Genomic DNA, 15,625 nt, shown 5'->3' with positions numbered 1-15,625 from the left:
AACCGACTTGAAAGTGAATGCCGAACTTAGTCTTCATGACTTTATCGAACCCGAAAGTCCGTCAAAGCATGCTTTGACTCCCCGACCCTTCTCCCGCTTGCGGGAGAAGGGAGTTACAAACTAACACTGTCATGAAAATGAATCGGGATAGCAGTGAGATCACCAACGCCATGACAAACATGATGTCGACAGCTGTCTTTCACTATCGAATCATTCCTTAGGCCGACTCAACAAAGCCTTTAAATTCGCCAAACGATTTTGTGGCGTAATGATTTCATCGTCGGTTGGCACGGCATCGCCTTCGTCAAGCTTCATCTCTTTGATAAAACGCGAAGGATCGCAATGTACCGCTTCGCCAGCGCGTTTGCGTTTCTTGCACCAAGTGATGTGCAAGCTACGCTGGGCGCGGGTGATGCCGACGTACATTAGTCGACGTTCTTCTTCGATGCGGGCGGCGATGGTTTCGACTGGGGCGTCGGGGTCGCCTTTGTGTGGCAAGATGCCTTCTTCAACGCCGACTAAAAATACGTGCGGGTATTCCAATCCTTTGGACGCATGCAGAGTGGACATGCGCACCGCATCGGGGTCTTCGTCCTTGCCTTCCATCATGCTCATCAAAGCTACCATCTGCGTCAAATCTAACAGGCTACGATGATCATCAGTACCGTCTTTGCCGCCATTGCCTTTTTGTTTTAACCACTGGGTAAAGTCGAGCACGTTTTGCCATTTGGATTGGGCAGCTCTGTCGTCGAAATTGTCATACAAATAGAATTCGTAATTAATCTCTTTCAACAAATCATCGAGCAATTGTTCGGCATGACCTTCTCGATGCGCGTGCGCTTCGACGGTGTTGATGAAGTTGCCGAAATCGCGCAAAGGTCGCAGTTGACGCTCAGTCAAAATCGCTTCGATACCGCCTTTGAAAACAGCCTCGAACAAGGAACATTGCCATTGCCCGGCGAAGGAACCAAGCGCTTCTAAGGTCGCCTGCCCTACGCCGCGACGGGGTGTGGTAATCGCGCGGATGAATGCAGGATCGTCTTCTTCATTGGCGATCAAACGCAAATAAGCGATGATGTCTTTGATCTCAGCTTTATCAAAAAAGCTTTGTCCGCCAGAGATGGTGTAAGGAATGCGTTCTTTACGCAGGGCTTGTTCGATCACACGCGCCTGATGATTGCCGCGATACAAAATCGCATAATCGGCCCAAGCGGCACGACGTTCAAATCGGTGCGCAGAAATCATGATAGCGATCTGCGCGGCTTCTTGTTCATCATCGTGCATGCCCATGACTTTGACGGGATCCCCTAAGCCGTGTTCAGACCACAAGGCCTTTTCAAATAGCTTAGGATTATTGCCAATCACCGAGTTGGCGGCTTGCAAAATGCGGGTCGAGGAACGGTAATTTTGTTCGAGCTTGATGATACGCAGATTCGGAAAATCCACTTGCAGCGTGGTCAGATTTTCGATCGTCGCACCGCGCCACGCATAGATCGCCTGATCATCGTCGCCGACCGCAGTGAACATCGGTTTTTTACCAACGCCAGTGACCAACAATTTCACCAACTCGTATTGGCAGGTATTAGTGTCTTGGTATTCATCGACCAGCAAGTAACGCAAACGACGTTGCCATTTATCTCGCACTTCTTCGTTATGACGAAATAATTCGACCGGCAAGCGAATCAGGTCATCAAAGTCCACCGCTTGATAAGCCGACAGCGTAGCGACATAACTGGTATACACGCGCGCTGCTTGCGCTTCGTCTTCGTCTTGGGCTTGTGCCAGAGCTTGCTCGGGACTGATCAAACCGTTTTTCCACAAGGACATGGCGGTTTGTATGCGACGGATTAATTGCTTATCTGTGGTAATTGCCAAATCCTGCACCAAGGAAAAACAATCATCACTATCCATGATGGAAAAGCGATCTTTCAATCCTAATGCGCGCGCTTCTTGTCTGAGGATCTTGACTCCCAGAGAGTGAAAAGTCGAGACCGTGATTTGTTTCGCTTTTTTCGGTTCTTTCAAGAGCTTGGCGATACGCTCTTGCATTTCATGCGCAGCTTTATTGGTAAAGGTCAAAGCGGCAATGTGCTTGGCATCATAGCCATGCAGCTCAATCAGATTAGCGATTTTTTGCGTGATCACACGGGTTTTGCCTGATCCAGCCCCTGCCAAGACTAGGCATGGGCCATCCATATAATTGACTGCGTCGCGTTGGGGTTGATTCAGACCGTGGGACATGGAGACTACCGATTGCTATTAAGGCCGTATTGTAACCGCTGATAAGGAGGAGACAAAGGCTGCTTACAAAGCCTAGACTGACTCCTCAGCAATCAGCTTAGGCAAATACAGTAGATAAAATCCAAAATTATCTAAGAACCTTTTTTTACCTACGCGGCATCCACCAGTCGCCCATTCTGAAAATCATCAATCGCTTTAAAAATCTCTTCCTGCGAATTCATCACAAACGGGCCGTACTGCGCGATGGTTTCGCCCAGAGGTTTACCAGCAATCAGAATAAATCGGGCATCGCCTTTGGCTTGAATTTTCACCCCGTCTGCAGATGGCCATTTCTTTAAGATCGCCATGCGTTGCAAAGGAACCTGCTGTTCACCGATGCTGACTTCACCGCGATACACATATATGAAAGCATTGAAATCCGCTGGTATGTTTTGGCTAAACATCGCACCGGCTGGCATGTGTACATCAAGATAGATCGGCTCGGTCGTTGCTCTTTGCATCGCGCCTTGTACGCCTTGACTTTGCCCAGCAATCACCCGCACTACAGCACCAGCATCAGTCGTCAATTCGGGAATATCAGCTTGCTTAAAATCGCGATACCAGGCTGGGATCATCTTGTCCTTACCTGCCAGATTCAACCATAGCTGAAAACCCTCCATGCGACCGTTTTCTTGCTCGGGCAATTCGGAATGAATCACGCCGCGTCCGGCCGTCATCCATTGGACTCCACCGTTTTCCAGCAAACCCTCGTTACCTGCGCTATCGCGATGACGCATGCGACCTTCGAGCATATAGGTAATGGTTTCAAAACCACGGTGCGGATGATCGGGAAAACCTGCAATGTATTCATCAGGATTGTCGCTACCAAAAGCGTCTAGCATCAAAAATGGATCGAGCCGATATTGATAAGGCTGCGTCAACACCCGCGTCAACTTCACCCCCGCACCATCAGAAGTCGCTTGTCCGACCACCAATTGCTCAACGGCGCGCGATAGGTTGACGGTGTCTGGAGTGAGTTCATGTTTCATGTTGTATTCCTTAATCTTCTTCAAGTCTTACGCTAACGCTGCCTCGATCTGTGCCTGCGCATCACTTATTGCCCGTTGTTCGCTTTCGGCTCCCATCGCCAAGCCTTCAGCATAAATGAATTCCACATCGGTCATACCGAGGAAGGCAAAAAAGGTTTTCAGGTAAGGCATTTGCGTGTCATTCGGGGTGTTTCTGTACAAACCACCACGGGTCAAGACCACATAGACTTTCTTACCTGTCAACAAACCTTCTGGTCCATTCGCAGTGTAACGGAAAGTGACTTGGGCACGCGAAATCGCATCGATCCAGTTTTTCAGTTGCGAAGAGATGCCAAAGTTATACATCGGTACACCGATCACCAATACATTGGCGGCTTGAACTTCAGCAATCAATGCATCATCTAAAGCCACACGTGCCGCTTGCTCCGGTGTGCGTTGATCGGCTGGCGTGAACAAAGCCTGCAACGCGCTCTCATCTAAAGTCGGCTGCGGTGTCACTGCCAGATCCCGCACAGCCAAGTTCGCGCTGGCATGCTGCTCAAGTAAGCGTGCGCTCAGTTGATTAGCTAAATTACTGGAATGAGAACCGACGATACGGGCACTAGAATTGATTTGCAAAATGTTCATGGTATTGCTCCTTTGAATTTGGACTACATGATTCTGTGAATGTGCTGTCACTTTATATGTTCCAAATTCAATGCGGAAGTCTGTAAAATGGATATGATTGTTCCATTTATGAACCAATAGAGTTTACGAAAGAAATCATGCAGCTCGATCCCAACGATCTTTTATTGTTTTCGCGCGTTGTCGCGGAGGGCAGTTTTAGCCGCGCAGCCGAACGGCTCAGCATGCCGAAATCGACCTTATCGCGCCGCATGACTGCCTTAGAAGCCCAGCTAGGCGAGCGCTTACTCTTGCGCACAACTAGAAAACTTGTCGTCACCGACTTCGGCAATGCGGTTTTGACCCACGCCCAACAAGTCACTTCGGAGGTTGAAGCGACACTCGCCTTAACCCAGCAAAGACAGGTACAACCGAGCGGTCGGCTGCGAGTTTCCATGCCAGCCGACTTTGCCAACGAAACCATGACGGCCTTAATCGCCCGTTTCCTACAAAAATACCCTGCCATCACGCTAGAGTTAGATTTGTCACCACGCCGGGTTGATTTGATCGGGGAAAATTTTGATTTAGCAATCCGTATGGGCAGCCTGCCCGATGACGCCTCGCTGGCTGCGCGTCAGTTGGCCATGTTCTCCGCAGCCATCTATGCCGCACCCAGCTATTTGGAAAAACACGGCGAGCCACAAGAGCCAGAAGCGCTGATGGAACATCAAACCCTGCGTCTGTTAGCGCGCAATGGCGAGCCAGCGGTCTGGCGCTTAAAGAACGGCGACCAAAGCTGGCATGGCATCCCACCCGGCATCGCCACCGCCAACTCCCCAGAAATGCTGCGCCGATTAGCACTAGCGGGTCTTGGCATCACCCTGATCTCAGAACACTTCGCCCAATGCCACCTGCACGACGGCAGTCTGATCCGCGTGCTACCGGAGTGGCACTCGCCAGAATTCAACGCTTGGGCCGTATTCCCAGGACGCCGCTTAATGCCCGCGAGAACCCGTGTGTTTATTGATGCAATGGTGGAGGAGTTTAGTACCGTGACGGATACGAAGGGCTGCCGTTAGCGATAGTCGATTTATGCAACCGAGATACATCGCAAACACTCGTGATGCTGACTGCTGACATCCTAAATTCGGACTTGGTGATCGCGTGTGACCCCGTTGAATTCAACCAAACTAGATGGAGCATAACGACGAGACAAGTCCGCTTCTAGCAAATGGATCAGGTATCTCCTACCCAAGTCGAACTAGGCTCGAATCACGTCCAATAAATGACTTTCAATCTCGGCACGCCCTTCTGTGCTAGTCATCGCCACAATCACGTCACCAGCGCGAAGCAGATAATCGTCATTAGGATTAAAAGTCCAATCACCGTCAGCACGAACTGCAATTAAAATATAGTCAGGGCTACGTAGCCGCAGCTTGCCCATCGCTGTAGCAGGAAAATTATGTGGTGTCGCGACCTCCTCGACCCGCAGATTTTTTTCAGACTTTAACATCTCAGCCAAAAAGCTCACCACATGCGGCCGCACCATTGCCGACGCCATACGCATGCCGCCAGTGAAGTCGGGGCAAATCACTTCATCGGCCCCCGCTTTACGCATTTTTTCCACATTACGCAACTCATGTGAACGCGCCACAATCCGCAATCGCGGATTCAACTGCTTAGCAGTAATGATAATCATCAAATTGCGTGAATCATCACCAGTCACAGCAAACAAACCGTGAGCATCGGTGATATCGGCACCAAGCAAAAGATCATCGTCAGACGCATCGCCATGCAGATAAAGCAAATCAGGAAATTTGTCTAAAAATTCGTCGAAATTAACTTGATCAGGATCAATCGCCACGAACTGACGCCCGGTCTTTTGCAACTCATTTGCCACATTACGACCGACCCGCCCAAAGCCGCAAACAATATAATGCTGCCGCAATTTTTTAATACGTTTTTCCATTCGTCGTCTCCGCAAGGAATAGTCCAGATCTTTTTCAAGAAAAAACACCGTCAAACTGGTGAACAAAAAGGTCAACACACCCAAGCCTGAAATACTCATCAACCCGGCAAACACCTTGGCGCCAAACGATGTGAGCGGCACCCCTTCACCATAGCCAACCGTGGAGATCGTGATCAACGTCATATAGATCGCATTCTCCCAGCTAGTCTGGTCGCCAATAAAATAAAAACCAAGGACACCAACACCAATCAAAGCCAGAAGAATCAAAGTCGCCCAACCAATGCGCGCCAAAATACGCATAAGCTGCGCATTTTCCGCCACCGTGCGTGGCTCCATAGTCGACACCGAAGCCGGATTGTTTTTTTCTGAAATCTGCATAGATTGAACTGATTTTTCCTTTAACCATCATTGTAGCCGCGCGCAATTTAGCATCGCCGACATTTATGCAAGCCAGCGCAATCTGTCGTTTTTTCGTAAATCATTTTTTGCGGTTTTTGGCGTCGGTTTGACTTTGGACAATGTGGGTGGAGTGTTGGCGAGTTAGGGAAATTGGTTTGTTACTCTTTCTGTCCGGATAGCACATGCCAGAAACTGACGGCATAGCAATACTATTGGACATGTTAAACAATATCATTGGGGATTGTTGCAATCTGATGTGCGGTAGTGATTTTTCCGAATGACTGCCATCACATACTATTTAGATTTAACAACAAAAAAATAAACGAGCACTTTCGTTCAAACCCGTCGATTTCGACGGGTTTAGAATACATACAATGAGATAAATTTTTAGAAATTTCTACCAGTTAATTGGTATTTCTAATTCATTTGTGCGACTCCAAGTTTAGAAACAAGAGATTGAAAAAATAACTATTTTGCGCATGTCTGTTTCTATTATTATGAGAAATTCTTTCATCATTACCCTTTATAACTATTCAGATACTCGGCATGAACGACAAAACAAAATCGCCATCACCGATTCAACGCAATTTCTGCGACATCTCGGAGGAAATCAATAGCCATATCGAATATGCTCAAATACAAAAACAGATGGGCATAGCAGGCAAATTAAACTGGCAAAAGCTATTAGAATCTCGCCGGATACTCATCGTTTCTGAAGCGGGCTCCGGTAAAACCTACGAATGCAAACAAATACAACAGCAACTTTGGGAAAATGGCCAACCTGCGTTCTTTTTGGAATTGGCAGAGTTAGCGAAAATTGGTGTATACGATCAACTTTCTTCTTGTGAAATCGAGCGCTTTGAAGCATGGCAAAGTTCGCATACGGATATAGCCACCTTCTTTTTAGATTCAATTGACGAACTAAAACTAACCCAAGGTAATTTCACAGTAGCCCTGACCCGACTAGAAAGAAAACTATCAAAAAATTTGCATCGAGCACGCATCGTCATCACTACTCGACCAATTCCTTTTGACGGCGATGAAATTAAAAGGATATTACCTGTACCGCAGAGTAATGAAGAGGCAAACTTAGGAGAAATTTCGCTAGAAGAAAGCTTTGCAAGAATTGCGGCTGGCCATATTTCATCTAACGGTCAAGAAAAAAAAGCACCTGAAGTGCCCAATTGGCGACACGTTTACTTAATGCCTTTATCAACAGAGCATATTCATCAAATTGCGCATGCACAAAAAATCGAAAACATTGACGAACTTCTAAACGCAATTCATCAACGTGATCTGGAAGATTTTACACATCGCCCCTTAGATTTAATTGAACTATGCATAGACTGGCGAGAACACAAACGTATTCGTACTCACCAAGAACAGCTCGAAAACAATATTCGTGTCAAATTGAAGCCACGCGTTGATCGTGGAGAACTGACTCCATTATCTCCAGAAAAAGCTTTGGACGGTGCATCTAAACTCGCTTTAGCTTGTTTGCTTTCAAAAAAACTGACGATACGGCATAGCGCAGAATCAGAACAAGTAGCGAACACTGAAAGCACTTTAGATCCATCATCTATTTTGATTGATTGGAATGAGAAAGAAAGAAAAACTTTACTCGAACGGGCGCTTTTTGGATTCGCAAATTATGGACGGATTCGTTTCCATCACCGTTCTGTCATCGAATTTCTTGCCGCTAAACAGCTCAATAATTTACTTCGAGCTGGAATGACGATGAAAGCCCTTAAGCGACTCTTGTTTGCAGAGACGCCACAAGGTATCAAAATCATCAAACCAAGTTTGAGGCCAATCATTGCTTGGTTGGCAGCAAATGATGACAGTATTTTTAAAGAGGTGTTAGAGCGCGAGCCAGAAGTCCTATTAAATTTTGGCGACCCAGAATCTCTGTCCTTCTCCCAACGGTGCCAAGCGCTCAAAACCTATGTTAATCGCTACAAAGATGGGAAATGGCGAGGCCTACATGTGCCGCGCTTGCAAGTGCATCGTATTGCAAGCCGAGAACTGGCACCGTTAATCCTTGAACTTTGGAAGTTGAATATAGAAAACCACGAAGTTCGAGAGTTAATCATAGAAATTATAGAAATTGGCAAAATAAAGGAATGTGCTAATTTAGCCTTAACCATAGCATTGAACCACTCGGCAGAATGGCAGGAGCGTCAGTCATCCATCACGGCATTAATTCAGTTCAATGACTCCGGCATCTTGGATGTACTTAATGACATGTTAAGGCATCCTGAACAATGGCCTGAGCGACACATTAAATCTGCGATTGTGGATTGTTTTCCTCTTCAGCTCTCGATTGAGCAAGTAGGTTTCCTATTGCAGCATGTCTCTGAACCACCCAATGAGATAGGCGACCTAAAATGGCGTTGGCCTAAAGTCATTGCTGAATCCAATTTAACGCAACACGCTCTTGAACAGTTGCGACAAAAACTAAATGATCTGGTGCTGGAAAATGCAATACCAACTAGAACTGAATTAATCGATAAAACCCCAAGAGCCGACTTGTTGAATGCCTTAGCCGCGGTGTGTCTACGGTTATTGACCAAGAATTGTTTTGATGATGCTGTATTCAATTCATCGATTGTAGCGCAGCACTTTTCAGAGGATCACTATTCGAGTCAAAAGGAACCAATATCTGAACTAGGAAAAGCACTTAGTTCTATTCCAGAGCAATGTAGGGAAACATTTTATTTTGCACATCTTGCATTCATACAAAGTTTTCACAGTGCGGAAAATAGAAACTATCAGTTTTATCATCTAAGCCGTCAAAGCCCAATTCAATACAATATTCAACAAGACGATATTTGGATTAGAAAAAACCTAGCCTCAAAATCACTCCACACTGATACGCGCGCGCATCTCTTAAAATTGATGATCAATATTCATAGCAATGCACAGCATAACAGCTCCGAGTACTTTCATAATTTCATATCATTAGTTACCGATAATGAAGATCTAACAAAACAACTCGAAGAGTACTCAAAGCCTCCCAAAGTATATGCAGAACAAATTCGTTGGGAAAATCAAGCGAAGAAATATGACGAAAAAAATCGACGAGGAGATGCAAAAAATAGGGCAAGTTGGACTGCTCTGCACAGAGAAATTTGGAATGCACCACATAACGTATTTAGCAATGAACGGATGTGGAATACGTCGTGGAATCTATGGCATGCAGCGTTGAACGACAATAGCCCAAAAAGTGCTGCCTGGAACCGCTTATTTTTTGAAAAATATTTTGGCGAAGAGATTACAAATCAATTCAAACACGTTTTGATGAATGTCTGGCGCAGTGAAAAACCGGTACTTAGAGTTGAACGCCGAGACGAAGATAAAAACACATGGTGCGAAAGTTGGAATTTAGGACTTTGGGCAATTTCCGCGGAATCCGAAGATCCCGATTGGGCAACTAATTTGAGTCACGAAGAAGCACTACTCGCCGCACGATACGTAGCGATAGCTTTAAACGAATTCCCAGCATGGTTGACAAATTTAATAAGTACACACCCACTTGCCGTCGAAACAGTTCTAGGTTCAGAATTAGCTGGTGAGTTAAATGAAATTACTCAATCAATTTCCTACTTCAAGATTCTTCAGCAACTACAAAGAGAATCACCCTCATTCGTAAAGTTGTTCATACCCGTATTGTTGCAAAATTTTAATTCTGTATCTCAACTTAAAGAAACCGACGATGAAAAGTCGGCAAGTGAACGGCTACATCTGGTAGTAAATTTAATGCTTAAATATGGTAATGAAACAGTTGTCGATTTTGTTCTTAGTAATGCAAAGGAAAAACTGAATAAGGGATTGAATACACCTTTCTCTTTTGTTTGGATTTCAACGCTATTAGCGATTTCCCCTACTGACGCCGCTACCATACTTGAGAATGAATTGGTTGTGGATGAATCAAATGAAGTCTCTTCTGGTGTGAAATGGATTGCCAAACTTTTTGGGAAAGAATTGAATGAAAGGCTCTTTACGTTAGCAAATACCAACTTCACTCCACGAGTGTTATTAAAGCTTCTACGCTTAGCTTATAAGCATGCTCCTCCCAAAAATGACCCATTACATAAAGGCAGTTTTACGCCTAATATGCGAGACAACGCGAAGCGTGGACGAGGCGCATTGTTAAACGCAATTCTAAATTTGACTGGATCAGAAGGTTGGAATGCGAAACATGAATTAGCGGGGGATCCTTTACTTGCAGACTTTAAAGATCGAGCTTTGTCACTGGCGATAGAGAGTGCCGCTGGAGAAATGGACGATCAGATCTATAGTCCAGCAGAAATTTCCACCTTCTACAAAAGCTACGAAGTAAGTCCAAAAACGCGGGATGAACTCTTTAAGATAATGTTAGATCACCTAGATGACTTAGAGGACTCTCTCATGCAAGACGACTCACTAAAGGAGCTATGGAGAACAATTTCCGAAGAAAAAATAATGCGTCAAGCAATCTCTCACGAGTTAATTCGCATCTCAAGAAACAATTACCACGTGAGTCAGGAGGGAGTGACCGCCGAAGAAAAGGAAACAGACATTCGAATACAACTATGCAATTGCGATTTACAAGGTGTTATCGAATTGAAACTTGGTGACGGGCGTAGTGGTCGTGATTTACGAGACACACTAAAAGACCAGATCGTCACAAAATACATGAAACCAGAATATCGCCGAGCCGGATGTTTACTTGTAACTGTCAACAGCGATAAACGTTGGTCTCATCCTGACACTGGCATATCCCTTGATATCGATGGATTACGCGACATGCTGAAGGACGAGGCTCAGAAAATTGTTACTGAAATGGGTTTGTCATTAAAATTGGCGACGAAAGTTTTAGATTTACGTCCTCGCCTACCAACCGAAAAATTACGTGAAAAGAAGTGACTCAAGAGTCTAATACTTGGAGTGACAGAATTGGTACTAATCCATAAACGTGACTTTAATCTCGCACGATAACTGGCATTGTTATTGTGCTTTTTTGTCTCGATTGTATCGACGGTTATTTTCTACTTAGCACTTTCATTAATCGAGATGTGCGATCTATTTACAAGGTTACTTAGTTTAGCTTGTATAACTGACTAAATATCCGAAGCATTTAAACCCATCGAATTCGATGGGTTTAAACTTAGCGCTGTAGTGTTTGCCCGCACAAGAAGACCATCGAACTCTTCAATAATTTAGCAAAATTAAATACCGTTATCGATTGGCCAAAAACCCTGAACTTCTGCCTTCGCAGGAACCACGCTTCATCTATTTTGCCGCAATTTTGTTTTGTGTAAATGCACTATCTCGAACGAAAATATTCAGATAACACCCATAAAAAAACCGCCCTAAAAAAGGCGGTTTTTTCACAAACGCAGAGACGAATTATTTCTTGTCGCTAGCTGCTGGTGCCGCTGCTGGTTCAGCTGCTGCAGACGCTGGTGCTGTCGTAGCTGCTGCTGACGCGGAGGCTGAAGCTGCTTTTTCGCCGATGATGTCGATCTTGGCTTTTTCTTTCAGGCCGTCCAAGAATTTCTTCAGGTTTTGCTGTTGGATTTGTTGTGTCAAACGTGGTTTAACTTGTTCTAAAGTTGGGGCTTCTTTCGCACGGCTGTCATCTAATACGATGACGTGATAGCCGTATTGGGATTTCACTGGTTCTTCTGTGAATTTACCTTTTTCTAATTTGGCTACTGCTGCGCCGAATTCTGGCACCATGCCACGTGGGTCAAACCAGCCTAATTCGCCGCCTTTGTCTTTTGAACCTGGATCTTTCGATTGGGCTTTTGCCAACGCTGCGAATTGCTTCACGTCTTTTTGGAGTTTAGCGATGATGGCTTTCGCATCGGCTTCTTTTTCTACCAAGATATGGCGAGCAGAGAATTCATTGCCGGATGTCGCTTCTTTAACTTTTGCGTATTCAGCTGCGTAGTCAGCATCTGTTACCGCGTTATTTTTTAAGTAGTCATCAACGAAACCTTGTGCCAATACATTGGTTTTCATCATTTCTAATTGATCAGCAACGTCGCCAGATTTGTCCAAACCTTTTTTAACCGCTTCTTGTGCGACTAATGAGGCCATTGCCAAATTGTCGATCACCATTTTGCGCATTTCTGGGTTGTCTGGCATGCCTTGTGCGGCTTGCTGTTTCATGATCATGTCAACTTGCTTTTTGCTGATAGGTTTGCCATTGACTGTAGCGGCGATGACACTTTGTGCTGCATCCGCTGGCTTGTCAGCTGGTTTGGAGCATGCTGTCAATGCCAACACTGCCATGGCGCTACCGATCATGAAACTAGATTTAATCAACATCTTGGTCTTCCTTTATGATTTTCTATATTTTGATAAAGCGGTGAATGCCGCTGTGGATTGAGTGAAGCAATAAAAAGCAACTGCGAATTTTACCTGTGATTTCGCGATTGCACTTAAAATTCGCACAGTTTCTAGTGAATCAACGGATTTTTTTAGGTAAATATTTATCTGAAGAAAAATTTGTATGATCCGCTACTGTCTACCAATGACGCTCAGGAGAGAAAAGATAATGATCGATTTTTCAGAAATGCTACCAGTGGGTATGGTGGCGCACGGTGGTCAAGTCGCGCAAATCATGGCCGAGATTGCGAAGCGCCAGCGTGGTTTGGCGGATTGGGAAGCGTTTCACTATGAGAAAATCTCTGAAAGCGCAGTCGAGTTAACTGGCGGCATTGTCGCTATCAGTAATGGCGCAAAGCGTTGGCTGGAGCCGCACGATTGCATCACGATACCATTTGCCGCGGTAATCGCAGAGATGCAAAAACAGGGCTTATTAGAAGCGCCTATTCATACAGAAGTCAAACCCCACACTGCGCAAACGCCGCCTGCTGAAACACAAGATTTCCCCTATTTGCATCTAAAGCTAGCGCTTCCGCGCGATGCCGCCAGTCGCCAAAAAATCTTACAGACACTGCATTTGCAAGCGGATTTGATGGGGGCGAGTGTCGTCGCTTGTCATCTGGAATAGCAAGCAAACTTATGTCTAGCACAACAGCTAACTGTCATTAGGAAGTCACAAACAATACGTACAGTCGGGTTACGGTTTTATTTCCTATAGCCAACTTTATCTGCGGAGTGCGTATGCCATTTTTTTTGTCTCCTGCGATTGCCTTGATGCGTCAATTGCGCTTATTGCCTAAATTTCTCATAGTAGCCTGTCTGTTTGCGATACCTGCGGTGCTGGTGTCTGGCTTGTTTGTGCAGGAACTAAATAAGGCCATCGATCTCAGCAAAACAGAACAGCTTGGACTGCAACATTTGCGCCAACTGCAGACGCTGAATTTACATCTGCAACAACACCGCGCCTTACGCCATTTAGCCTTGGCTGGCAATACTAATGCGAAGCAAGCCGCTAGCGAGTTAACGGGAACGATCGACCAAGAATTTTTACAATTACAGTCATTGCAACAGCAACAAGCTGAACTAACAATGGCCGAGGATTTTAAACAAACCCAAGCCATATGGGCTCAAATCAAGGAGCCTTTAGAACAAAGCAAGGCCAAAGACAGCTATGTGGCGCATACATTATTACTACAGCAATTTCAAAAATTGGCTATCGCGATAGCCGATCAAAGCAAACTGAGTTTAGATCCGCAAGTCGACACCTATTATCTGATTGGCCTATACGCCAAGTCCTTACCTGAATTGACCAATGTACTAGCAGATACCGCGGCGCGTGGTGCGCCTTATATTGATACCGGTTTGATGGAAGCCAATGAAGATGTATTAATCAACGCCAATGTCATGCTCAGTCAACGTGACTTGCCTAAGGTGCAGGCGCAATTAGACGCGGTAGTACGAGCGTATCCTGCATTAAAAACTCTTGGGCAACGACAACAAAACGTCATCGATGACCACTTGGCTTTTTTAGAGCGGACTAAAAGTGAAATCTTAAATACACTCAATCAAACCAGTGGCACAGAGTATCTTAAGGCTGGCCAGCAGGCACTCGATGGCTGGTATGGCCTGAGTACGAATTTGGCTGATCTTATTGAGACGACGTTGAATCACCGCATCGAGAATCATGTGTGGAATCGCAATGCCATGATTCTCGCCATCGCCGCTGTGATATTCATCGCGGCGTATTTGTTAGCCGGTTTTTACCTAGCCTTTGCCCGCGAGCTGACGTTGTTGACGCAAGCGATGCATCGCGTCAGTGATGGCAATTTAAGCATCGCCACGCAATCCCAAGGCAAAGATGAAGTTGCCCAAGTGTTGCATGAATTTGAAGCCATGCGCCAAGTCTTAATCGGCTTGGTACAAAATATTCGCCACAGTACCGAGCAGATCGCCAGCTCTTCGCATGACATTGCCAGCGGCAATGCGGATCTCTCGTCACGCACGGAACAACAAGCGAGTTCGTTGGAAGAAACCGCCACCTCCATGGAGGAACTCACCGTCACCGTCAAACAAAATGGCCAAAGTGCACAACAAGCCAATGTGATGGCGAATAATGCCACCATGATTGCAAAACAAGGTGGTGCGGCAGTCGCCCAAATGACGGTCATGATGGAGGCGATACAGCAATCGTCCAAGCAGATTAATGACATCATTGCCGTGATTGATAGTATCGCCTTCCAGACCAATATTCTGGCACTCAATGCGGCGGTAGAAGCAGCCCGCGCTGGCGCGCAAGGACGTGGCTTTGCGGTGGTGGCGACTGAAGTACGCAATCTGGCTCAACGTTCCGCCAATGCCGCCAAAGAAATCAAAACTCTGATCAATAATTCGGTCAATCAAGTCGAAGCAGGTCATCGTCAAGCGCAACAGGCAGGCAATACGATGCAGCAAATCGTCGACTCTATCTTTGCTCTCAACAACAATATGCAAGCGATTACCGATGCCAGCTTAGAGCAAGGTGATGGTATCCAAATGGTCAATGCAACCTTGGGCCAACTGGATCACATTACACAACAGAACGCGGCATTAGTGGAACACGCTGCAGCAGCAGCCGAGAGTATGCGGATGCAAGCGGCAAAGTTGACCGATGCCGTTGCCGCTTTCACCATAGAAAATACAAGCCAGCCTCAAATTCCAACAGTTAGAATTATTACTCCAGAACGGACGCAAAGCGGCGTGGCGAAGATGCACCAAGTCCGCGGATTCGCTCTCGCCCGGCAATTACCCAGTAGCCAGTAGTTTAGGCACTTGTTTTTCTCCAAGCGGCGTGTCGATTTCACATGGCAATTTAGATACAAGCATAGAGATTATGTTGAGTTTTGTGGGGAAATAGGCTGATAATGCAGATAATGCTGTAGAGCAATGCGACCACACCGCCTGATCTACGACAAACCCTGTTAAGCTGACCGGGTGATTCCTGAAACATTTGGTCTATTATCTGACGTAA

General features: G+C 45.8%; 9 protein-coding genes. 4 read left to right on the top strand and 5 right to left on the bottom strand.

From position 1 onward, the window contains the following. Positions 1-210: 210 nt before the first annotated feature. The 3 genes from H8K52_RS16410 to H8K52_RS16400 all read right to left on the bottom strand — a co-directional run bounded on the left by H8K52_RS16410 (position 211) and on the right by H8K52_RS16400 (position 3,896). Entirely contained in the window at positions 211-2,241 is a 2,031-nt protein-coding gene (locus H8K52_RS16410) for a UvrD-helicase domain-containing protein (protein WP_186923992.1), read from the bottom strand. Positions 2,242-2,390: 149 nt separating this feature from the next. Further along, a complete protein-coding gene (locus H8K52_RS16405) occupies positions 2,391-3,269 on the bottom strand; it encodes a pirin family protein (RefSeq protein ID WP_186923991.1) in 879 nt (292 codons plus the stop codon). A 27-nt stretch (positions 3,270-3,296) separates the two neighbouring features. Continuing rightward, a complete protein-coding gene (locus H8K52_RS16400) occupies positions 3,297-3,896 on the bottom strand; it encodes an FMN-dependent NADH-azoreductase (RefSeq protein WP_186923990.1) in 600 nt (199 codons plus the stop codon). Positions 3,897-4,033: 137 nt separating this feature from the next. Here H8K52_RS16400 and H8K52_RS16395 point away from each other — a divergent pair, with 137 nt between their 5' ends. Continuing rightward, on the top strand, positions 4,034-4,951 hold the full coding sequence (locus tag H8K52_RS16395; protein ID WP_186923989.1) for a LysR family transcriptional regulator: 918 nt from the start codon (positions 4,034-4,036) through the stop codon (positions 4,949-4,951). 182 nt (positions 4,952-5,133) lie between these two features. On the opposite strand, the gene H8K52_RS16390 is transcribed toward H8K52_RS16395, so the two are convergent. Further along, positions 5,134-6,219 (bottom strand): potassium channel family protein, encoded by a 1,086-nt coding sequence (locus H8K52_RS16390; RefSeq protein ID WP_186923988.1) that lies wholly within the window; start codon positions 6,217-6,219, stop codon positions 5,134-5,136. Between the two features lie 567 nt (positions 6,220-6,786). Between H8K52_RS16390 and H8K52_RS16385 the strand changes: the two genes are divergently transcribed. Then, entirely contained in the window at positions 6,787-11,148 is a 4,362-nt protein-coding gene (locus H8K52_RS16385) for an NACHT domain-containing protein (RefSeq protein WP_186923987.1), read from the top strand. Positions 11,149-11,631: 483 nt separating this feature from the next. On the opposite strand, the gene H8K52_RS16380 is transcribed toward H8K52_RS16385, so the two are convergent. Then, positions 11,632-12,558, bottom strand: a complete 927-nt coding sequence (locus tag H8K52_RS16380; RefSeq protein ID WP_186923986.1) for a peptidylprolyl isomerase — start codon at positions 12,556-12,558, stop codon at positions 11,632-11,634. A 229-nt stretch (positions 12,559-12,787) separates the two neighbouring features. Here H8K52_RS16380 and H8K52_RS16375 point away from each other — a divergent pair, with 229 nt between their 5' ends. Together H8K52_RS16375 and H8K52_RS16370 are read left to right on the top strand one after the other, a co-directional pair. Next, on the top strand, positions 12,788-13,246 hold the full coding sequence (locus H8K52_RS16375) for a hypothetical protein (RefSeq protein ID WP_186923985.1): 459 nt from the start codon (positions 12,788-12,790) through the stop codon (positions 13,244-13,246). Positions 13,247-13,359: 113 nt separating this feature from the next. Next, entirely contained in the window at positions 13,360-15,417 is a 2,058-nt protein-coding gene (locus H8K52_RS16370) for a methyl-accepting chemotaxis protein (protein ID WP_186923984.1), read from the top strand. Positions 15,418-15,625 lie beyond the last annotated feature (208 nt).

Source organism: Affinundibacterium seohonense, from assembly GCF_014284305.1.
Classification (GTDB): domain Bacteria; phylum Pseudomonadota; class Gammaproteobacteria; order Burkholderiales; family Burkholderiaceae_D; genus Undibacterium; species Undibacterium seohonense.
Note: the sequence above shows the minus strand (reverse complement) of the source record. Positions and strands in the feature narration are given on the sequence as shown.